Raw genomic sequence first — 21,770 nt, forward strand, 5'->3', positions numbered from 1 at the left:
GTCAGAAAAAGATAAGTATATGATTTACTATTGGGGAAGGGATCTGCTTCAGATTGAACTGGTGGTAGGAGCTGCGTGGACTGTTGGCACAAGTCGCGCGTAGGAGGTGGTATTTTTGGCAGAAAGCCAAGATAGGAGGTAGATTTGAGCCCAATCTACCTCCTATCCGCGAGTTGTGGCAGCTTAAAGACCTCCTATTGGCGTTCTATGTCAAAAGCGCGACAATCCACCTCCTATCGGCCCTTCGTGCCAAAGGCTTGGAAATCCATGCCTTAGTCGGTTTTCGTGCCAAAGCCGCACTTTCCGGCAGATGGGCGATCCCCAAAGCCGCACTTTCCGCCAGAAGGGCGATCCCCAAAGCCGCACTTTCCGGCAGAAGGGCCATCCCCAAAGCCGCACTTTCCGGCAGACAGAGAGCCTCCAGTGGCTCCACGCAGCTCGGTCTGGCGCTGCACGGCGTGCACCCCCGCCTCCCGCTGCAGTGCAACGCGCGAGTGCACCGCAGCGTCCTCGCCCTTAGAGCGCCTGCTCGGTGCGGGCGATGATGTCGTCTTGGGTGGCGCGGGAGAGCACGTTGAAGAAGGCCGAGTAGCCGGCGACGCGCACGATGAGGTCGCGGTGGTTCTCGGGATGGGCTTGGGCGTCCAGCAGGGTCTCGCGGGAGACCACGTTGAACTGCACATGGTAGCCGTGGAGCGCGTTGAAGTAGGCCTGGATCATGGCTTCGAGCTTGCGCTTGTTCTCGGGCTTTTCCAGGGTGGAGGGGTTCACCTTCTGGTTGAGCAGCACGCCGCCGGTGATCTTGCGCGTGGGCAGCTTGGTGATGGACTTGAAGACCGCGGTGGGGCCGTGGAGGTCGCGGTTGTGGGCTGGGCTGCAGCCTTCGGCCAAAGGCTCGTGGGCGTGGCGGCCGTCGGGGGTGGCCATTGTGCCCATGCCCTGGCCCACGTTGGCGCTGATGGAGCTGGTGCCGGCATAGCGGATGCCGCCGATGGGGCCTCGGCCGTAGCGGGTGCTGGGGTACTTGGCCACCTCGTCGATGTAGGAGTCGTAGGCCTCGACTACCAGCTGGTCTACGTAGTCGTCGTCGTTGCCGTACTTGGGGGCGCAATTCTCAAGCATCGCCTGGATGCGCTGGTTCTCAGGGCTTTGGAAGTCATCCAAAATGGCGTCCCAGAGCTGCTGGGGCGTGATGCGGCCCTCCTCAAAGACCAGCTTCTTCATGGCGGCCAAAGAGTCGGCCATGTTGGCGATGCCCACCTGCAGGCCGCTGATGAAGTCGTAGACGGCGCCGCCTTCCTTGATGGTCTTGCCGCGGCCAATGCAGTCGTCGGTGAGGGCGGAGCACAGGATGTCGGGCACGTCGCGCTCGCTGGCCAGGTCGATGGCGTTCTCCACAATCACCGAGTAGCGGCACATCTCGCGGATGGTCTTGTCCCAGGCGCGCAAAAGCTCGTCGTAGCTTTTCATCTGGGTGAAGCGACCGTAATCCTTGGTGAAGCGGCGGCCGGAGGTAAGGTCCACGCCGCCGTTCATGCAGCAGAGGAGCAGGCGCGGGAAGTTAAGATAGCTCATGCCGGTGCAGCGGTAGCCCCACTTGCCGGGCACGGCGGTCTCCACGCAGCCGATGGCGGAGTAATCGTAGGCATCCTCGCGAGCCACACCCCAATCGATGAAGCTGGGGATGATGACTTCGTCGTTGTTCATGGCCGGCATGCCAAAGCCCAGGCGCATGACCTCGATGCACTCGTCCAGGAAGGCGGGATCGATGCCCGCGTGATAGCGCACGGTGAGGTTGGGCTGGGTGAGGCGCGTCTGGGCCACCGAGCGCAGGATGAGCCAAGACAGCGGGTTCACCGCATCTGTCGGCTCGCCATCTACCAGACGCTGACCGCCGATGGTAACGTTTTGGTACATAGGCGAGCCTGCCGAGGAGAGCGTGTGTGCCTGGCTGCGAATCTTGTTGACGGTGAGAGATTTGATCCACAGGTTGCAGAGAAGCTCGAGCGCCTCATCCTGGGTGATGCGGCCGGCTGCCAGATCGGCTTCATAGTAGGGGAGCAGGTACTGGTCCATGCGCCCGTAGGACAGCGAGTGGCCGTTGGACTCGATCTGCAGCACCACCTGCAAGAACCACACCGCCTGCACCGCCTCGCCAAAGGTCTCGGCCGGCTCGTAGGGCACTTTGTCGCAGATGCGGGCCATCTCAAGAAGCTCGGCGGCCCGTTGGGGGTCCTTCTCGGAAGCGGCTTGGGTGCGAGCCAGCTGGGCATAGCGTGCCGAGAAACGCCTCACCGCGGCGATGACCTCGAGTACGGCGTTGTAAAAGACGCGCTTGTCGATGGAGGCCGGGTCGGTGAGGTCGAGCTGCGCGCTTAGGGTGCGGGCGCGCTCCTCGTAGGCGCGCAGGCCACAGGAGAGCACGCGGCGGTGGTTCACGGCCAGGTGGGCGTCGCCGGCGTCGAGTTTGCCTTCCATGCCAAAGAGGCCGGTCTCCATGAAGACGGAGACCTCCTCGGGCAGCAGGGCCTCGCCGCGGGCGCGCAGGTTGTTGTCCTCCCAGAAGGGGGCGATGGAGCGGATTTGGTCTTTGGTTTCCTGGGTGATGTAGAAGACGTCGCCGTCGCGCTTCTCGAAGAGGTCCAGCTCGTTGAGCACGAATTCCAAGGTGTACTCAGGGAACACCGGCGCGTTGCAGTTCTTGGTGGCCTGGTTGCCGCATAAAAGGCTTTGCGGCTCAATATAGATGCTCATATGGTCCAGGATGTGCGACAGCATGTAGGCGCGCTTCATCACCGGCGGCTGCGCCTTGTGGGCCTCGTAAGCCTGGGTGCACAGGATGGCACGCTCGCCGTCCACATAGGGGCGCTCGGCCAGAACCTCCTCGCGAAACTGCGCCATACGAGGGGTCAGCGAGCCAAAGTGTGCCAAAAGCTGGGATGCGGCAGAAGCCATGAGTTCCTCCTGTGAATGGGGCCTGAAGGGCGCCGAGCGCTTGCTACAACCCGAAGTCTAGTCTAAACTCACAGACGAAACAAGAAATACTTTCGAACGTAAGTTAATATGGAGGACCCATGCAGCCTCATTCCGGTACGAAGCAGTGCTCCATCGAGTCGTTGTCACCTGTCCGCAGAGGTGGCGCGTCCCAAAGAGAGCTTCCGCTCAAAGCCCCGGTGTTTAACGTTCAAAAGTTCAGCTTGGACGATGGTCCCGGCATTCGCACGGTGGTCTTTCTCAAGGGCTGCCCGCTGCGTTGCGCCTGGTGTGCCAACCCCGAAAGTCAGTTGGCCTACTCCCAGCTAGAGTGGGACGGCCGCTCCTGCAAAGGCTGCGGATGCTGTGCTGCCGCAAGCCAGGCAGTGACTTTGGCCTTTGATGAGGGCAGACTGCCCCAGGTAACTGTGGACCACGTACGCCTTGCTGCCGAGAAGCGCCAGCCCCAAGTAGCCGAGGCCTGCGTGTGGGGAGCCATGAGCCTGGTGGGAGCCGAGAGATCGGTGGATGAGGTGGTGGCCCAATGCCTTCAAGACCAGGCTTTCTATGAGCAGTCGGGCGGAGGGGTAACCTTCTCGGGAGGAGAGGCGCTGCTGTGGCCGGAGTTTGTGGGCCAGGTGGCACGGCGGCTGCATGCCCAGGGCGTCTCCTGCGCCATGGAGACCACCGGCTATGCTGCGCCGGAGGTCTTCGAGCAGGTGCTGGACGCCATGGACATCCTGCTCTTTGATGTGAAGCACTGGGATGAAGCGGCGCACAAGGCAGGTACCGGTGTAGGCCTGGGGCTCATCAAGGACAATCTGCGCCGCGCGTGTGCCTCTGGCGCCCAGGTGCTCTTCCGCACGCCGGTGATCCCGGGGTTCAACATCGACCCGTCGCTCTCGGCCAGCGCAGTGGCTGCCACCGCCGAGGGCCTGGCTGCCCATATCCTCGACGCCTGGCAGACTGCGGGACGTTCAAATACCGAGAAGCCCCGTCTCCAATTGCTGCCCTTCCACCAGTTTGGCGAAAACAAATACAAGCTTTTGGGCCGGGATTACGGGATGGAAGGCGTCGCACAGCTGAGCGTGAAAGATGTTGAGCCACTGGCAGAGGCGCTGAGGGAGCGGGGCGTGGATGCCTTTGTGTAAAGGCGAATATGCCCTATTGCCGGGGTCCCCACTGGGTGTGAGCCGGCTTGAGTTCAGCCGCATAGCGGGTGTGGTCGCCGGGCGCGATGACCTGGCTTACCTCAAAGGGGTGCGCCAGCTTGTCAAAGGCAGTGCGGGTGACCTTGAAAGCGGCGCTGCGGGCAGGCCTTCCCAATAGAGCCGCCTCGCGTTTGCCTAAAAGCACGCTTTCGTAGACCTCTTGAGCCGAGGCAGCTTCGACGCCCCAGCCTTTCTGAAGCGCGCGGTAGAGCGACCCTGCCACTTGCTCGCGCGTAAGCCCGGGGAAGAGCTCGCAGGGCAGATAACTGGTTTCCAGCGACATCACGATGTCGTCGGCTAAGCGAAGGCGCTCAATGCGGTAGGTGGGTTTCTCGGTATCAAAAAGTTGCAAGGCCCGAGCCACCCCGCTGGGCGGCTGCACGCACTCGAAGGACAGCACCTGGCTGGTAGGGGTCATGCCAGCCTTTTTCACTTCGCCAGAAAAGTCGTAGAGGCTGTTTAGGGAGCGGCGCATGGTGGCGGGGGCCACAAAAGTGCCGCTGCCAGACTTGCGCACTACCAGGCCTTCGTCCACCAGCGATGCCAGTGCGGCGCGCACGGTGGATCGGCCCACGCCTAGAGCACGGCATAGGTCGTGCTCGGAGGGCAGGGGGTCGTCGGCCGCCAAGAGCCCCCGGTCGATGAGATCGCGCAGGGAGGCGGCGATATGCGAGGAGTTGGGGCGAGCGCCAGCGCGAGAAAGCTCGCGGGCGATCGAGGCGAGCGTATCCATGCCTTATATATAACATATATAGAGACAGGTGCCCGTATATCCGGCGAGAGGCTTATGGCGCGCCAAAGGCTTGTGAGAGGTTGGCTCAGCTTGCCAGGCTAGGGCTCAGTCGAGGTTCGGGGGCGGGGTGCGCCCTTCGAGGTGCACGCCAAGGCGTGTGTGATCGCCGGGGACAAAGGCCTCGGTGATGTTGAATACCTGGCCGGAGGTGTCGCGCACCACGCGCACAATGCGGAACGCGGGGCTTCTGTACTGGCGGTCCAGCAGCTTGGCCTCGCGCTTGCCCAAAAGAATGGCCTGGTAGTATTCGTCGGCATCTCCAATCTGGACGCCGTATTTGCGCGCGAGCATCTCATAGAGGGAGCCTGAGACATCGGCCTGGGTGAGGTTGGGGAAGCGCAAACAGGGAATATGCTCTATCTCCAGCGACATGGGCACGTCGTCGGCATAGCGCAGGCGCTCTATCCTAAAAATAGAGGGCTCATCCAAGGGCAAGTCCAGGGTGCGAGAAGAGAAGCCTGCAGGGTAAGTGTGCTGAAACAGCAGCACCTTTGTGGAGGGCTCCATGCCCTCGGCCTTCACAGAGCGCGTGAAGTCGTAGACCGAGTCCAGCTGCCGGCGCATGAACGAGGGGGCCACAAAGGTGCCCAGCCCCGCCATGCGGGTGATCTCGCCGGAGGTGCACAGGATTTCCATGGCTTCGCGCACGGCAGAGCGCGGCAACAAAAGGGCGTCGCAAAGCTCCCGCTCGGTGGGGAGGGGGTCGCCGGGCGTTAAGACGCCAGCCTTGATGGTCTCGGCCACCACCACGGCCAGCTGCATGCCCGGTGGCTGAGGACTCTCGAAGTCAAAATGATGTTTGATGTAGTCTATGGAGTTCATGCCACAACTTTACTGAAAGGAAACTGTCATGTCAGCTGGTTTTGCAGCGATTGCACAAGGTTCAAGGTAGGTTTCTTGAGTAGATTCATACGAAAGCATAAACACATAGAAACGAAACCTGTATACTGAGCATATAATTATGATTTGTCCTAAGGAGAAACATGGGCAAGCGCGATGCTCGTATATTAGAACTGCTCACAGAGCATGAGCGCCTTGAGGTGGCTCAGTTGGCCCGAGAGTTGGGAGTCTCCTCGGTCACCATGCGCAAGGATCTGGACGATCTGGAGTCCCGCGACGTTATCAAGCGCGAGCACGGCTACGCGGTCTTGGGCAACCCCAACGACATCAACGGCCGGCTGGCCTACCACTATGAGACCAAGCGCTCCATCGCCGCAGCGGCGGCAGGCCTTGTGGGCTCGGGCGAGACGGTAATGGTGGAGTCCGGGTCCTGCTGCGCCCTGCTGGCCCAGGAGCTCGCCAGCGCTTCTATGGGCGTCACCATGGTCACCAACTCGGCGTTCATCGCCGGCTACGTGCGCCGCGAGCCAGGTGCGAAAACCATCCTTTTGGGCGGCACCTACCAAAACGACGCCCAGGTGAACGTGGGGCCTATGGTGGCCCAGAGCGCCAAGAACTTTTGCGTGGACCGGCTCTTCATAGGCGTGGACGGCTACATGCCCAACCAAGGCTTCACCAACAGCGATCAGATGCGCGCCCAGGCGGTGCTCGACATGGCGGCTCAGGCCCAGCAGGTAATCGTGCTCACCGAGTCCGACAAGTTCTTGCGCCACGGCGTCGTGCCCATGCGCCTTGCCGGAAAGATCGCCTGCGTAGTGACCGACGACGGCTTGGACCCCCTCATCGCCCAGGCCATCCAGGGCGCCGGCGTGCAGCTCATCTGCGTGCCCCGAGAAGACTAGACCGGCCGCCTAAGGGCCTCAAGCTGTGCTACCATAGGCTGCTAAGCGATGACGGAGAGGGTTGCGACCCTGCGTGTCGTCCTCACCAGAGAAGGGGTCCTAGGCTGGAAGACCTCCGGGGTCGACGGGTTGTGGCGTTCACTCTACCAGCTGCGAGCTTAACGGCAGGGATGTTCAAGGGTTTCTCGGCATCTTTACCCAGTAGGCAAGCCGTCTGGCCCACGGAACGGGCACAACGAGTGGTCGCTCGGGACTCTTGCACCCAGCGTCAATCAAGGTGGTACCGCGGATTCGTCCGTCCTTGGCTCACACTTCAGGCCAGGGGCGGTTTTTTGTTGCCTCGGTGGCCTTCATGGAAAGGCGGCCTAAAGCTGCCGAGAAGACCTGCCCTCCGACAGGGGGCGGCTCTTGAAGAAGGGAGATTTATCGATGTCGATGATCGACGAGCTCGAAGGCATTGCTGCCAGCGCCCGCGAGCGCATCGAGCAGGCGCAGAGCTTGGAGGCGCTGGATGCCGTGCGCGTGGCGGTAACCGGCAAGAAAGGCCAGCTCACAGCCGTGCTGCGCTCTATGGGCAGCCTCACGCCTGAGGAGCGCCCCCAGGTGGGCAAGCTGGCCAACGAGGTGCGCCGCCAGGTGGAGGCCGAGCTGGCAGAGCGCAAGGCCCAACTGGAAGCGGCGGAGCTGGCGGCACGCATCGAGGCGTCCTCGGTGGACGTGACGCTGCCGGGTCGCAGGCCCCATGTGGGCACCCAGCACCTGATCTCGCAGATCGTGGACGAGATCCAGGACATCTTCATCGGCCTGGGCTACTCCATCGAGTCCGGCCCCTACGTAGAGACCGAGTACTACAACTTCACGTCGCTCAACGCTCCTGCAGACCACCCTTCGCGCTCGCCGCGCGACACCTTCTATGTGGAAGACCCGCTCAATCCCTCGGCTGGCTCGCTGGTCTCCGACGTGCTGCTGCGCACCCAGACTTCCCCGGTGCAGATGCGCACCATGGAGGCCCAAAAGCCCCCTATTTACATGCTGTCGCCCGGCCGCGTCTTTAGGCCCGACACCGCCGACGCCAACCACCTGCCCCAGTTCACCCAGATCGAGGGCCTGGTGGTAGACGAGGGCATCACCTTCGGCGACCTCAAGGGCACGCTGGACCATATGGCCAAGGAGCTCTTCGGGCCCGATCGCGCCACCCGCTATCGCCCCCACTTCTTCCCCTTCACCGAGCCCAGCTGCGAGCTGGACGTGTCCTGCGGGGTGTGCGGCGGGTCCGGCTGCCGTTTTTGCAACCACACCGGTTGGATCGAGATCCTAGGTTGCGGCCTGGTAGACCCCAACGTCTTTGGCTACGCCGGCATCGACCCGGAGCGCTACAGCGGCTTTGCCTTTGGCATGGGCGCCGAGCGCATCGCCGCCCTGCGCTACGACCTGCCCGACCTACGCATGCTCATGACTGGCGACATGCGCTTCCTGCGCCAGTTCTAACGGCCCCTTCCAACTTCTACTACCGAGAAAGGCGATGCATCCATGCGCGTTTCTTATGAGTGGCTCTCCACTATGGTGGACCTGCCCCAACAGGTCTCTGATCTGGTGGCTGAGCTTATCCGCACGGGTACCGAGGTAGAGGCCGTCGAGCATACCGGCGCCTCGCTGGACCACGTGGTCACCGGCTACATCCTCTCCTGCGTGCCTCATCCCGACTCCGACCATATGAAGGTCACCATGGTGGACGTGGGGCCCCACAATGTGGACGACCAGGGCGATCCCGTGCCGCTGCAAATCGTCTGCGGCGCCCCCAACGTGGCGGCTCACCAGCATGTCATCGTGGCCATGGAAGGCGCGGTGCTTCCCGGCGACTTCAAGATCAAGAAGAGCAAGCTGCGCGGCGTGGAGTCCTGCGGCATGAACTGCTCCGCCCGCGAGCTGGGCATTGGCTCTGAGCACGACGGCATCATGGTGCTTCCCGAGGACGCCCCCATCGGCGTGCCTGCCGGCGACTACCTGGGCCTCTCCGACACTGTGATCGACTGCGAGATCACCCCCAACCGCCCTGACTGCCTCTCCATGACCGGCTTTGCCTGCGAGGTGGGCGCCATTTTGAGCGAGCCCACCCATATCGAGGTGCCCGCCATTGCCCATGAGGTCAAGCCTGCCACCAAAGACCTGGTGGACGTGGCCATCGCCGATCCTGAGCGCTGCAGCCGCTACTGCGCCCGCGTGGTGCGAAACGTCAAGATCGGCCCTTCGCCGGCCTGGCTCGCCCGCCGCATAGTGGCTGCAGGCAGCCGCCCCATCAACAACGTGGTGGACATCACCAACTACGTCATGTACCTCACCGGCCAGCCGCTTCACGCCTTTGACTTGGACACCCTCACCCAGCGCGACGGCAAGCGCCACATCGTGGTGCGCCCGGCGACAGACGGCGAGGTCCTGCGTACCCTCGACGGCCAGGACCGCACCTTGACCCCCGATATGACGGTCATCTCCGACGACGGCGATACTGCCGTGGCTCTGGCCGGCGTCATGGGCGGCGAGAACTCTGAGGTTACCGAGAAGACCGTCAACATCCTTCTGGAAAGCGCCTGCTTCTCGCCGGGCCATACCAGCCGCACCAGCCGCGACCTGGGGCTCATGAGCGAGGCTTCCATCCGCTTCGAGCGCGGCGTGGATGCCGCAGACTGCGTCGAGGTGGCAGACATCGCTGCCGCCCTCTTCGAGTCCTGCTGCGAGGCCGAGGTCTGCCGCGGCGTGGTGGATGTCTATCCCGAGCCCGTGGAGGCTGCGACCATCAGCCTGCGCCCTTCTCGGGTGAGGGAGCTGTGCGGCGCCGACATCCCCAATGACTTCATGGTGGAGGCCTTGGCGCGCCTGGGTTGCTCGGTGGTGCCCAGCCGCCTGGGCTCTTACTTGGACGTGGTGGCTCCCACCAACCGTCCGGACCTCACCCGTGAGATCGACCTGGTAGAAGAGGTGCTGCGCCTCTGGGGCATGGACCGCGTGGAGCCTACCATCCCCGGCGCCCCCAACCACCCCGGCGGCCTGACCGATCTTCAGCGCTACGCCCACATGGTGGGGGAGGCCCTGCGCGCCAGCGGCCTTTGCGAGACGCTCACCTACAACTTTGCCGATACTGGCGACCTGGAGCGCCTGCGCATGCCTGACGAGCGTCTGGGCCAGCCGGTGGTCATCTTGAACCCCCTTACCGCCGACCAGGGCCAGATGCGCCGCACCATGATCCCGGGCCTGCTTCGCTCGGTGGCCTACAACCTGGCGCATGGGCAAGACAATGTGGCCCTCTACGAGCAGGGACGCGTCTTCTACGGCTCTTCTGAGGCCTCGCAGCCTGCCGAGCCCCAACATGTGGCCGGCGTGCTCTGCGGCGCCTGGCACAAGGACAGCTGGGACCAAAAGGCGCGCCCGCTGGACTTCTTCGACGGCAAGGGCGCCATCGAGCAGCTGGCAGAGGCCCTCAAGATCGAGCGCCTGCGCTTCAAGGCCGCCTCGCCCGAGAAGTACCCCTGGCTCCAGCCGGGCCGCGCCGCCCAGATCATGGTGGGCAAGCAGTGCGTGGGCTGGCTTGGCAACATCCACCCTCTGAGCCTGGCGAACTTCGACATCGACCAGGACGTGGTGGCCTTCGAGATAGACCAGGACGCCCTCTTGAGCCATGCCCAGGACATGCTGCCCTACCAGGACATCCCCACGCTGCCAGGGGTAGAGCAAGACCTGGCCATCGTGGTGGACGAGGATGTGGATTATGAGACCTGCATTCAGCGCATTGGGTCTGCCGGCGGCAAGCTGCTGGTAGACGTACGTCTCTTCGACGTCTATCGCGACCCTGTGCGCGTGGGGCCCCATAAGAAGTCCATGGCCTTCGCCCTCACCTTCCGCGATCCCAAGCGCACCCTCACTGCCGAGGATGTGGAGAAGGTCATGGGCAAGCTGGTCAAGAAGATCTCCAAGTCGCTGGGCGCCGAGGTGCGCAATTAGCCTGGCCGTTTTTCGGCCACAACCTGCGGCACGAAAAAGCGGCTGCCTTCCCCAAGGGGAGGGCAGCCGCTTTCATTGGGCACCAACTGGAAAGACGCTGGGGATGCGCCGGTAGTCTAGCCTATCTTCACCTTCACCACGGCCTTGTAGAGGGGCTCGGGTTTCTCGGCGCAGCAGCCGGGCTTGTGGGCGTCATAGGGCGGCGTGACGCAAAAGTCGCCAGGCTTGAGCGTGACCCAGCTCTCCTGGGAGCCGTCGTCGTACATGCAGTAGTCGTCTTCCTGGTTGTAGTCGCCCTGGGGCAGGCAGTCTTTGGTAGGAGTGATGCCAATGACCTCGGTGCCCTCGAAGACGTAGTGCACGTCTAGGTAGAGGTGGTGGGCCTCGTAGCTCTTGGAGCCGGCGGGGCTGGTCTCAAAGCGCAGGACGTTGGCGAAGATGTCGTCGCCGTCGATGTCGTTTCGGCCCAGCTCCAGGGTGGAGGGGTCTACCGTGCGCAGCCAGTCCAGCGCACGGTCCAGGCGGGCAGAGGTGACGGGGTCGAGTCCGTAGAGGTCGAGGGGTGCAAAGATCATGAGGCTCCTTTGGTCGTGACGAACGCCTGGGACTTGTGCCCCTAATAGCGCCTTAGTTTCGTCCCAGATCGCAAAAATTATGCAGGCGGATCCTGTGGGCGGCTTAAAGGTAAGAAGCTCGCATGGAAGCTGCAACCTTGCCCAGGTGCCAGCCGCCTGTGGCAGGCGATTCTCGGCTACCCTTTTGTGAGTGCAGTGCCTGTCAAAGAAAGAGCCCCAATGCCGTCTTGGAACATACATACCGGCCTCGCCGAGAAGATCCTCGACTCCGGCCACGCCTCTCAGCTGGGCGTCCGTCATGAGGACAGCTACCTGTGGGGAAACCTCCTGCCCGACCTCTACGTGGGTTACATGGTGCCCGCCGTGGGCCACACGCTGCGCTATGTGGACACCCACTACAGCCAGCCGGTGTCCATCCCCATACCCGACGCCCAGGCTTTTTGGAACGACTGGATCGAGCCTGCGATGGCTTATGGCCCGGTGGACGACATGGTGCTGGGCACCTGGGCCCACCTCTTGGCCGACCACCACTACAACCAGCGGGTGCGCGCCTACAACGCCGCTCACCACATCCCCAGCGGCGACAAGACCCGCATCGCCAAGCAGGGAGACTTCGATCTCTTTGGCCATTCGCTGGGCATCCATCGCACGCTGGATCTCACGCCCCAGGTGCTCGCCGAGGCGGCTCGCTACCCCCACTATGCCCTGGACCCTCTCGACCTTGAAGCCTGTATAGCCGCCGATAAGGACATAGTCGCCGCAGCTCAGAAGCCTCCGGTGTCCCAAGACTATGTGTTGTTACCCCGTCAGCTCATCGCTGACGTCTTTGACGAGATCACCCACGACACTCAGGTGGGCCTCAAAGACTACGTGGAGCGCCTCAAGGTAGCGGGCTTCGACCCTCTGGCCCCCGCGCCGGCTCTGCCGCTCCGCCGCCCCAACCTCGAGGTGCTTCCTGAGCCTTCCGTGCGCTTCGCCAAAGACTACCAGGCAGGGGCTGCCCACAACACCGCTTCTTAAGGCGTCTCCCTGGCCCTTCTAGGTTACAAAGCGGTGCAGCAGCTTTATTAGGGTGCATTATTAGGTAAAATGAAAAATCGATGGATGTGTGCTCGGCCGCCGCGCGTGGAGCGAGAGTGGTCAAAAGATAGGTTCGGAGGAGACCGTGGCTGATTTTGAGCGCTCCGACAACAGCCTGCTCTACGTGCAGGTTGCCGATTTCGTACGTGAGAAGATCTATAGCCACGAGTGGGGCGTGGACGAGCGAATCCCCTCAGAGCACGAGCTCATGGCCATGCTGCATCTGTCTCGCGGTACGGTGCAAAAGGGCATCCGGTCACTGGTGGACGAGGGGTTGCTGGTGCAGCAGCGCGGCCGCGGCACCTATGTGGTGCAGCCCATCATGGCCCGTCCCACCTCAAACCACCTGCTCTCCTTTGCCGAGTCCATGGCCAGCCAGGGCATTCCCTACACCACCGTGGTGGTGGAGAGCCGCGTAGAGCCGGCAAACAAGGCCTGTGCCTGGGCCCTGCAAATCCCCCGCGGCACGCCTTACCTTTATTTGGCCCGCGTGCGCTCGGTCTTTGGCGAGCCCGTCATGTTCATCGAGAGCCACATTGCCATGAGCCGCTGCCCGGGCATCGAAGAGGTGGACTTCACCGCCGAGGGCCTCTTTGAAGCCGTCGCGCGCACGAGCGGCCAAAAGATCGGCTACTCCAACCAGGTCTACAGCGCCTGCGTCTGCGGCAAGCGCCGCGCCGAATGGCTCCAGTGCGACGAGCGCTCCCCGGCCCTCCAAATGGATCAGACCGTCTATCTTGAAGACGGCACGCCCTTCGAGTGGGGCAGCATCTGGATGCCCGCCAATCGCTGTGTCATCAGCTCTTCCACCCAGCGCGATTGACGGCTCCAGCACGGCTATCGCTCCAGCAAAGCGCCTTCAGCGCGACGTCTGTGCGGGAGTTCTTCTGTCGTGCGCCCCTAGCGCGGCTTGGACAGATAGCGGTTGGGATTGATCAAAAAGCCCAGACGCCCCAGATGATCGAGCATCACGTTGATGGCCACCGGCACCAGATAGGCGGCTGCCAAGCTGCCTGCCACTATCCCGACGGTGCCTAAATGCGCTTCTTGGGCCCAGAAAAACCACAGCTCCAGGCAGAGCGGATGCAGCAGCCAGATGCCTTTGGTATAGCCGTCTACCAGGCTAAAGAACCGCCATTGACGCCCCTGCATCCCAAACAGCTCCCTATAGAGCAAGGTGCCTGCCCCCAAGCCGGCACCCACCAACACCGCCTCCAGGCAGCCGAGGTTCATACGCTCCTGCCCGTAAAGCCACCAGCATCCCAGCGCCAGCCCAAGCCACAGCGCCAGAGGTCCCGTTATCTTCACCGCTCGAGGCAGCCTTGCCCCTCGCATGTGCTGCGAGATCTGCCCTTGGCATTCCTCCAGCGCCAAGGCCATGCCGCCGCAAAACCAGAGAGCGTTGTCGCAGCCGTTGGCCACCACATAGGGCAAACTGCCGAGAAGCCCTTGCCCCTCCGGGCTGCGAGCTGCTATGACCACGGCAATTTTGAGCAGCAGCGAGACGCCCACTCCCACTGCCGCTGCGCGCTTGGAAGTGAAGTTGGGGATCAGCAGATAAAAGACCAGCGCAACCAGGAAGAAGCCCACAGGGATCACGGGATCGACAAAGAGCGCCACTGCCAGATGCTCTGGTGTAAGCCCTGCTCCCGTGTGCAGCCAGCTGCGAACTGCCAGGGTGAGCACGGTGATGAACGCGAAGGGAGTGAGCAGGTTCGCCAGCTCATAGCGCACCGATCCCCACCAGCTGCGCAGGCTTGTGACCCGCCATTGGCGCTGGTAGAGGTAGCCGTAGCCAAAGTAGAACACCGGTAACTGCACCGGTAGCAGGCAGGACTCCCAAAAGCGATAAAGGCTATTTGCTGGCAGGATCTGCCGAGCGTGCCACGCTGCCAACAAACTGCCCAGCGCTAAAAGCAGCGAGGCCGAGGACTCGAAATTGAAAATCCAGGTGGCGGTGGTAGCACGCGATGATCCGGAAAGCAACTTTGCCATAAGCACAACCCCTTGCAGCAAAACTGAGCCCGCATGTCAGCGGAGAGAAAGAGAGAGATGAGAGAAACGCTGACATGCGGACTCACACAGTAACGATGTAGAGGGAGCTGCGGGATCCGGGGGAGATGGGGCAGCGCATCGTCCTGCGATCGCTGGTTTTGTGCCCCGGAGCCGGGGTTTTTACACCACCTGCGAGACATCTTCACAATGGTGACGATTGGCCAGAAATAGGGCAGCATCCTAAGGAGCTGCCCATAACGGTTGCTCGATTGTCGCGGTCGCTCGGTTGCCGCGACTATTCCTGGGAGAAAAACGCCACGGCAATGGCGCCCGGCCCTGCATGGGTGCCGATGGTGGAACCCACTTCATAGACCGGCACCTCGCTCACCAGGTCTTCCCAGAGCCAGCCGGCATCTTGGATGTACTTGCGCAAGATACGGTCATCCAAGCCGGTGAATCCAGTGGCTAGAGGACGGCTCACATCGATGCCGCCGCCATTTTGAATCTCGCGGACCAGCAGGTTATGGCCGTTTTTAGGGCCGCGGGCCTTGCCGATAACCTCCACCAATCCATCCTGGACGGCCACCACCGGCTTGATGGAAAGCATGGTGCCTACAAGCGCTGCCCTGCCCGACACCCGGCCCCCGCGCTTGAGGTATTCCAGGGTATCCAAGAGGGCCACCACGCGGATGGAGCGCTTCTCGGCATCGAGGGCGTCCACAAGTTCGTCTGCCTCAAGGCCTGCTTGGGCGAGTTCCAGCGCACGGCGTACCAGCACGCCTTCGCCCACGGTGACGTTCAGAGAGTCGACAACATGAACGGTGGGGTAGGCCTCGGCGGCGATGCACGCGCTTTGATAGGTGCCTGAGAGCTTGGACGACAGGGTGATGCACACTACCTCATCGCCTGCGGCTGTGGCCTCGCGAAACGCCTCGTCCCAGGTGCCGGGATTGATCTGGCTGGTGGAGGGCAGCTGGTCGCCTTCCACCAACAGCTCGTAGAAGCGGTGGGCCGAGAGGTCGACCCCGTCCAGGTAGCTGGTCTCGCCAAAGGTCACGGTGAGCGGAACCACCGTGAGGGAGGTCGAAGGGGCGAGGTCCGAGGCGGAATCGGTGATGATGCGGATAGCCATGAGGGCCTTTCTCTAGGGAACAGGGTGCTGTCGGCGGGCTGCGACGGCAGCCGGGCAACGGCGTTGCGGGCGCAAGGGTTGCTCGGCGGCCATCGAGCACGACGACAGACAGTGCTTTGGATGCCTTTGAGCGGGAAGGGCAGCGTAGGCAGCCAAAGCCCCTATAGGCAGCGCAGGCAGCCAAAGCCCCTATAGATGGTATACAAAGTGAACAATAGTATGCGCCTGAATGGCGAAGTATCTGCAAATATCTGAGTTGAACGTAGGAAATGCTCTGGGCCCGGGGGCTGCAAGGAAACGGATGAAGATGATGGGGGAAGGGGGGCAGATGGGAAGGGATAGCAAGAGGCTCTGCTCGTAGCTAAGAGGCTCTCGTAGCCCTCAGAAAAAATACTACGTTTGTTTCATTGTACGTAATTCCCCAGAGTGTTTATAAAACGTAGCTAATGTAGTAAAAATTCAGAGGGCCGTGGAGGGGTGTTTCAAAGACCGCCATCGCGCGGGAGCGTGTCCAAATTCCGTCAAAGTGACCATAGCCCCAGGACGCTGCAGCCTATTGCTCTGGGGCAGTTGTGTTAACGGTGGCCAATCGACATGCATGCGCATCACCAATGGGGTAACTCTAAAGGGCATTCAGCTCATGAGAGGAGCCCTATGAAAGCGGTATGCACTCAGTATCTGCCCAGCTACACAGTGGGAACCCAGGCCTATGATGCCGTAGCGCAGGTAGTAGGGGCCTTTGGGCGCAAGGCGCTTTTAGTAGGCGGCTCCAAGGCGCTCGAGGCTGGAGCTCCCAAGCTCGAAAACGCGCTCAAAGGCACGCCAATCGAGCTCTGCGGCAAGCTGGTCTACGGCACCGAGTGCACCCATGAGAACGCTCGCCGCATCGCCCAGGCACCCCAGGCCCAAGAGGCCCAGATGCTCTTCGCCATGGGTGGCGGCCGCGCCATAGACTGCTGCAAAGAGGCGGCAGAGCTTCTCGGCATCCCGCTGTTCACCTTCCCCACGGTGGCGTCCAACTGCGCGCCGGTGACAGCCATCGGGGTGTTCTATGGCGACGACGGCCATGCAGATGGCTACTTCTTCCCGTCGGCGCCGCCGGTACACACATTTATCGACCTGCAGGTGATCGCCGACAGCCCCGACCTCTACTTTTGGGCGGGCATCGGCGACGCGCTCTCCAAGGAGCCCGAGGTAGAGCTCGCCAGCCGCTCCCAGGCTCTGGCCCCGGTACCCGCTATGGGCCGCGCGCTGGCCGAGGCCTGCGGAGAGCCTCTGTTCGCCTATGGCAAAGACGCCCTGGCCGATAAGCGCCGCCATCGCACCTCGGTCGCCTTCGAGGCGGTGGTACTCGATATCATCGTGACCTGCGGGCTGGTCTCCAACCTCACCACGGGCATGCTCGAACCTGAGCCTTATTACTACAACTCCAGCGTGGCCCACGGCTTTTACAATGCTTGGACCGGCATCTCACCGGAGTTGGTGGAGGCCCATCCCCATGGCGCCGTGGTGGCCTTTGGCAACCTGGTGCTCATGGCCTTCGACGGCAGGCATCAAGATTTGGAACGGTTCTTCCAGTTCAACCGCGAGATGGGCTTCCCGGTGACGCTGGAGGAGATTGGGGCTGCCGACGCAGACCTAGACGCGCTGGTAGCGCGTGCCCAGTCCACCACCGAGTGGGGCAAAGCTCCCTATCCTTTCACTCCCGAGCGCTTCAAGCAGGCCATCTTGGATGCCGACTTTTACAGCCGTGCCGTCCTAGCCGGCGATGAGCTGGGCGAAGAGGTGGCGCGTCTGCGCATGGACACCCACGCCGCGCAACTGTAAGGCTGCACCACTGTTCACTGCAAAAGGAAATCTTTATACTATGGACACCTAAAACGGCCGCTGACCTTGCCATAAGGTATGGCGGTCGTTTTTTAAGCGCGGTTGGCCTCGTTCAAAGGAGAGTCTATGGCCCACGGGGGTTCGGGCGGGCATGGCCGCAGGCACAGCGGAGGCACCTGGATCGTCTTTGCGGTGATCATCGTTGTCTCTGCGCTTCTGGGCGCCATCGATGAGATGGATCTGGAGATCCCCGATATCGATGTCCCTGCCATCGACGCCTCATCTGTCGTACTTCCTTTCACTCAGTTTATGGAGGATTCCCTCATGATTGTGTTGCTTGCAATACTCATCGTGCTCTTCTTCGTCTTTTGCGTGCGCGTGGTGCGCCAGCAAAACGTTGGCGTCATCGAGTCTTTTGGCCGCTTCTCTCGCATCGCCAACCCGGGCCTCACGGTGCTCATCCCCCTGGTGGAGACCATGCGCACCGTTTCTCTCATGACCCAGGACCTGCACTTTGAGTTCGACGCCAAAACCAAAGACAACGTCACCATTGGCATGGACGTGGCCGTGCAGTACCACGTGGACATGGCACCCACCAACAACGTGCGCGAGTCAGGCATCTACCGCTCGGTCTACACGCTGGTGTCGCCCGAGGCCCAGATCAAAGACTACTTCGCCGACGCCCTGCGCTCTCAAATCCCTACCCGCGACCTGGAGACCGTCTTCTCCGAGAAGGACGCCATCGCCTCCGCCATTGGCGAGGATGTACGCGAGAAGATGATCGGCTACGGCTATCAGATCGTCACCACGCTCATCACCTCCATCAAGCTGCCCAAAGACGTGCAAACGTCCATGAACCGCATCATCACCACGGCCAACGACCGCATCAGCGCCACCAACGAGGCCGAGGCCGCCAAGGCCAAGGCGGTCATCGCCGCCCAGGCCGAGGCCGAGTCCATGAAGATCCAGGGCGAAGGCATCGCCAACCAGCGTATCGCCATCGCCGAAGGCCTTGCCCAATCTTTGGCCACCATCCAGGACTCCGGCCTCTCCAGCGAGGAGGCCAACATGCTGCTCATGTTCACCCAGCGCATAGGCATGATGGAGAAGTTCGCCGAGGGCGGCTCAAGCACCCTGGTCATCCCCGAGGACATGGGCTCCACCGACATCCTCACCCAGATGATGGCTGCCGAGAAGGCCAACAACCAAAAGTAGGAGCGCGTGGGGTGGTCTCAGGGCTATGAGGAGCGGTTGTGGTTGTCTGAGTAGCCATGCTTGGATGGCTGCGGTCGTGTGACTAGGCTTTGCAACACTGAGTTCCATGAAACTGGGACCGAAGAACTAGGGTTGATTGCCCTGAGAAAAAAATCTACTTTTGCTACATATAGGTGTGTGGCAAAAGTAGATTAATAAAAAATCGGTACTTTCTAAGTACTGCATTAGCTACAACATAATGTAGCTAATGCAGTATATTTTTAGAGGGGCTTAGGATCAACTTCTGCCAGATTCTTTGCCAGTTTGAATTCCTAGCTACATTGTTCCGTCTGCCTGCACCGTTAATGTCCGCCACTATGGGTTTTACTCAGCCATATAAAAGGGCACTCCCAAAGGAGCGGGAGTGCCCATAGCGTTTTGTAGCAATCTACAAGCAGGTAGCAGCCGCGGCGCTTACGCGTTAGGAAACCTGGGCCACCATCATCATGTTGGTGCTGGTGATGTAGTCGCCTTGGCTGGGGGAAGTCTGGGGGTCGCCGGCGGTGACCACTGCCAGGTCGCCGGTGTCCACGCGACCGTTCTTCTTCACCACGTTAAGGGCGTCGTAGATGGTGGCAGACAGGGTGCCCTGGGTGGTGGACTTGAAGGCTTCCACACCCCAGTAGAAGGAGCACTTGCGAATGGTGATCTCAGAGGGAGACACGGCGTAGACCGGCAGCTTGGGGCGGAAGTTGGAGACGATGCGCGCGGTGCGGCCGGTGGCGGTGGGGGCGATGATGCAGATGGCGCCGCAGCGGTCGGCGGTGGTCACCGAGGCAAAGCCGATGGCACCGTTGACGTTGCGCACGCCGCCGCGGTCGAAGTAGCGGTGGCGCTCCTCGAGGAAGTGCTCGGTCTCGGTGCACACGGAGGCCATCATCTTCACGGCCTCGACGGGGTACTTGCCGGCAGCGGTCTCACCGGAGAGCATGACGCAGTCGGTGCCGTCGAGCACTGCGTTGGCGACGTCGGTCACCTCGGCGCGGGTGGGACGGGGGTTGCGGATCATGGAATCCAGCATTTGCGTGGCGGTAATGGCAGGCTTGTAGGCCTCGTTGCACTTGCGGATGATGGCCTTTTGGATGTGCGGCACCTTCTCGGGGGGAATCTCCACACCCAGGTCGCCGCGGGCCACCATGATGCCCGAGGAGACCTCGAGGATCTCGTCGAAGTTGGTGACGCCCATGGCGCACTCGATCTTGGGGTAGACCGAGACGCGGGGGCAGCCGTGGTCGGCGCAGAGCTGGCGGATGACGCGCACGCCCTCGGCGTCGCGGATGAAGGAGGCGGCGATGGCGTCGATGCCCATCTCGCAGCCGAAGGCGATGTCGGCCTTGTCCTGCTCGGTGACCGCGGGCAGGCCCACGTTCACGTTGGGGACGTTGACGCCCTTGTGCTCGCCGAGCTCGCCGCCGTTGGTGACGACGCAGTAGATGTCGTTGCCCTCGACGTGGTCGACCTCGAGGCCGATGAGGCCGTCGTCGATGAGGATGATGGAGCCCTTCTTGACCTCGGAGGGAAGGGCCTTGTAGTCGAGGGAGAAGCGCTCGGCGTTGCCCACGACGTCGTCGTCGGTGGTCACGACCACGTGGTCGCCGGTGGCGAGGGCGACCTTCTGGCCGTCCTCGAGCAGGCCGGTGCGGATCTCGGGGCCCTTGGTGTCGAGGAGGATGGCCACGTTGGCGCCGAGCTCGTCGGAGATGCGGCGGACGCGCTCGATGCCGGCCTTGTGGTACTCGTGCGACCCGTGGGAGAAGTTGAACCGTGCCACGTTCATGCCGGCTTTGATGAGCTCACGCAGGACGTTCTCGTCCTCGGTAGCCGGGCCCATGGTGCACACGATCTTCGTCCTCTTAGTTTGTTGCATGGTAATCCTTCCGATTGAGGGATTTGGCGCCGCTGTCCGTTGTTTTATCCTCTATGGCGCCGCTTCTTATAGCTGCCAAGTCCGTCATGCGTGCGGACCTGGCGAGGAGACGTCCAAGAAACGGGGCGGCTAGGTGTAAAGCCGCCCCAGATACTTGCTTATACGCTGCTAGCAGACCACGTTGGGCTTGGGCAGCGAGTCCAGGTCGTCGTTGACGTAGGCCATGGCATTGGAAAGGGTGGTGCGAGCGATGGCATCCAGGGCCTCGCGGGTGAAGAACGCCTGGTGCGAGGTGACTACCACGTTGGGGAAGGCGCACAGGGTGGAGGTCACAGACTCGAAGACCGCGCTGGAGCGGTTCTTGAAGACGTTGGGACCCTCTTCCTCGTAGACGTCGATGCCGGCGGCGCCGATCTTGTGGGAGCGAATGCCGCGGATAAGCGCCTGGGTGTCCACCAGGCCGCCGCGGCCGGTGTTCACAAAGACCACGCCATCCTTCATCTTGGAGATGGCCTCGTCGTTGATCATGTGGTAGTTGCTCTCGAACAGCGGGCTGTGCAGCGAGATGAGGTCAGATTTTGCCAAAAGCTCGTCCAGCTCCACGTACTCGACGATGCCCTCCAGCGAGGGGTTGGGGTAGGGGTCGTAGCCCAGCACCTTCATGCCCAGGCCGGCCACGATCTTGCACATGGCGGCGCCGATCTTGCCGGTGCCCACGATGCCCGCGGTCTTGCCGTGGAAGGTGGTGCCCAGAAGGCCGGAGAGCGAGTAGTCGTTCTCGCGCACGCGGTTGTAGCCGCGCACGATGTGGCGGTCTGCGGCCAGAGCCAGGCCCAGGGCGAACTCGGCGATGGCCTCAGGGCTGTAGCCGGGGACGCGCAGCACGCGCATGCCCAGGTCGCGGGCCACGTCCAGGTTCACGGCGTCAAAGCCGGCGCAGCGCATGAGGATGAGCTTGATGTCGAAGCCGGCCAAGATCTCCAAGGTCATGGCTTTGATGTCGGAGTTCACAAAGCCGCAGACGGCGTCGTAGCCGTTGGCCAAAGTGGCGGTCATAGGGTTGAGGTCTGCCTCGAGAAAGTCGATGGTGAGCTCTGGATAGTCCTTAAGGGCGTTCTCGAACGATTCCTTGTCATAGTCGAAGGTGTCGTAGAACAGGATCTTCATGGAATGCCTCTTTCAGCTTGGCGTGGCCAGACCGCGGCGCGGTCCAATCCTCGATTCCCAATTATTCCAGCGACTTATTCTAGGTTCTCAGACTCCATTATTTTCAACGAATATCCCATGAACATGAGAAAAGTTGCCTAGGAAACAAGAACATCTACCTG

Annotated in this window: 16 protein-coding genes; 8 read left to right on the forward strand and 8 right to left on the reverse strand. The window is 61.9% G+C overall.

The annotated features are described in order from the left end of the window. Window positions 1-516: 516 nt before the first annotated feature. Window positions 517-2,955: a glycyl radical protein gene (locus E5334_RS02235; protein ID WP_136011966.1), complete on the reverse strand. Its 2,439-nt coding sequence runs from the start codon at window positions 2,953-2,955 to the stop codon at window positions 517-519. Window positions 2,956-3,074: 119 nt separating this feature from the next. Here E5334_RS02235 and E5334_RS02240 point away from each other — a divergent pair, with 119 nt between their 5' ends. After that, a complete protein-coding gene (locus E5334_RS02240) occupies window positions 3,075-4,124 on the forward strand; it encodes a glycyl-radical enzyme activating protein (RefSeq protein WP_136011967.1) in 1,050 nt (349 codons plus the stop codon). Window positions 4,125-4,137: 13 nt separating this feature from the next. Here the strand turns inward: E5334_RS02240 and E5334_RS02245 are convergent, their stop codons facing one another. Together E5334_RS02245 and E5334_RS02250 are read right to left on the reverse strand one after the other, a co-directional pair. Continuing rightward, complete coding sequence (locus tag E5334_RS02245; RefSeq protein ID WP_136011968.1) at window positions 4,138-4,917, reverse strand: GntR family transcriptional regulator; 780 nt, start codon at window positions 4,915-4,917, stop codon at window positions 4,138-4,140. 105 nt (window positions 4,918-5,022) lie between these two features. Then, window positions 5,023-5,799, reverse strand: a complete 777-nt coding sequence (locus tag E5334_RS02250) for a GntR family transcriptional regulator (protein ID WP_136011969.1) — start codon at window positions 5,797-5,799, stop codon at window positions 5,023-5,025. A 161-nt stretch (window positions 5,800-5,960) separates the two neighbouring features. Here E5334_RS02250 and E5334_RS02255 point away from each other — a divergent pair, with 161 nt between their 5' ends. The 3 genes from E5334_RS02255 (at window position 5,961) to pheT (ending at window position 10,712) form a co-directional block, all read left to right on the forward strand. Further along, window positions 5,961-6,719 (forward strand): DeoR/GlpR family DNA-binding transcription regulator, encoded by a 759-nt coding sequence (locus E5334_RS02255; RefSeq protein WP_136011970.1) that lies wholly within the window; start codon window positions 5,961-5,963, stop codon window positions 6,717-6,719. A 429-nt stretch (window positions 6,720-7,148) separates the two neighbouring features. Then, window positions 7,149-8,207 carry a phenylalanine--tRNA ligase subunit alpha gene (gene pheS / locus E5334_RS02260; RefSeq protein WP_136011971.1) on the forward strand — a complete coding sequence of 353 codons (1,059 nt, stop codon included), beginning with the start codon at window positions 7,149-7,151 and terminating at the stop codon, window positions 8,205-8,207. A gap of 42 nt (window positions 8,208-8,249) precedes the next feature. Beyond that, window positions 8,250-10,712 (forward strand): phenylalanine--tRNA ligase subunit beta, encoded by a 2,463-nt coding sequence (pheT, locus tag E5334_RS02265; protein WP_136011972.1) that lies wholly within the window; start codon window positions 8,250-8,252, stop codon window positions 10,710-10,712. Between the two features lie 116 nt (window positions 10,713-10,828). Here pheT and E5334_RS08615 read toward each other — a convergent pair whose 3' ends face one another. Continuing rightward, complete coding sequence (locus E5334_RS08615) at window positions 10,829-11,287, reverse strand: NanQ anomerase/TabA/YiaL family protein (protein WP_167604265.1); 459 nt, start codon at window positions 11,285-11,287, stop codon at window positions 10,829-10,831. 219 nt (window positions 11,288-11,506) lie between these two features. On the opposite strand from E5334_RS08615, the gene E5334_RS08620 reads away from it, so the two are divergent. Beyond that, window positions 11,507-12,307: a hypothetical protein gene (locus E5334_RS08620; protein ID WP_167604266.1), complete on the forward strand. Its 801-nt coding sequence runs from the start codon at window positions 11,507-11,509 to the stop codon at window positions 12,305-12,307. 145 nt (window positions 12,308-12,452) lie between these two features. Further along, on the forward strand, window positions 12,453-13,190 hold the full coding sequence (locus E5334_RS02280; RefSeq protein ID WP_136011975.1) for a GntR family transcriptional regulator: 738 nt from the start codon (window positions 12,453-12,455) through the stop codon (window positions 13,188-13,190). A 77-nt stretch (window positions 13,191-13,267) separates the two neighbouring features. Here E5334_RS02280 and E5334_RS02285 read toward each other — a convergent pair whose 3' ends face one another. After that, a complete protein-coding gene (locus E5334_RS02285; protein ID WP_136011976.1) occupies window positions 13,268-14,362 on the reverse strand; it encodes a hypothetical protein in 1,095 nt (364 codons plus the stop codon). A 295-nt stretch (window positions 14,363-14,657) separates the two neighbouring features. After that, window positions 14,658-15,494: a DegV family protein gene (locus E5334_RS02290; RefSeq protein WP_136011977.1), complete on the reverse strand. Its 837-nt coding sequence runs from the start codon at window positions 15,492-15,494 to the stop codon at window positions 14,658-14,660. Window positions 15,495-16,148: 654 nt separating this feature from the next. Here E5334_RS02290 and E5334_RS02295 point away from each other — a divergent pair. Beyond that, complete coding sequence (locus E5334_RS02295) at window positions 16,149-17,321, forward strand: iron-containing alcohol dehydrogenase family protein (protein WP_167604267.1); 1,173 nt, start codon at window positions 16,149-16,151, stop codon at window positions 17,319-17,321. 126 nt (window positions 17,322-17,447) lie between these two features. After that, a complete protein-coding gene (locus E5334_RS02300; RefSeq protein ID WP_136011979.1) occupies window positions 17,448-18,536 on the forward strand; it encodes an SPFH domain-containing protein in 1,089 nt (362 codons plus the stop codon). A 460-nt stretch (window positions 18,537-18,996) separates the two neighbouring features. Here the strand turns inward: E5334_RS02300 and pyk are convergent, their stop codons facing one another. Together pyk and E5334_RS02310 are read right to left on the reverse strand one after the other, a co-directional pair. Then, window positions 18,997-20,442: a pyruvate kinase gene (pyk, locus tag E5334_RS02305; protein ID WP_136011980.1), complete on the reverse strand. Its 1,446-nt coding sequence runs from the start codon at window positions 20,440-20,442 to the stop codon at window positions 18,997-18,999. 168 nt (window positions 20,443-20,610) lie between these two features. Continuing rightward, complete coding sequence (locus E5334_RS02310; protein WP_136011981.1) at window positions 20,611-21,609, reverse strand: 2-hydroxyacid dehydrogenase; 999 nt, start codon at window positions 21,607-21,609, stop codon at window positions 20,611-20,613. Window positions 21,610-21,770: the final 161 nt, after the last annotated feature.

Source organism: Muricaecibacterium torontonense, assembly GCF_004793925.1.
Classification (GTDB): domain Bacteria; phylum Actinomycetota; class Coriobacteriia; order Coriobacteriales; family Atopobiaceae; genus Leptogranulimonas; species Leptogranulimonas caecicola.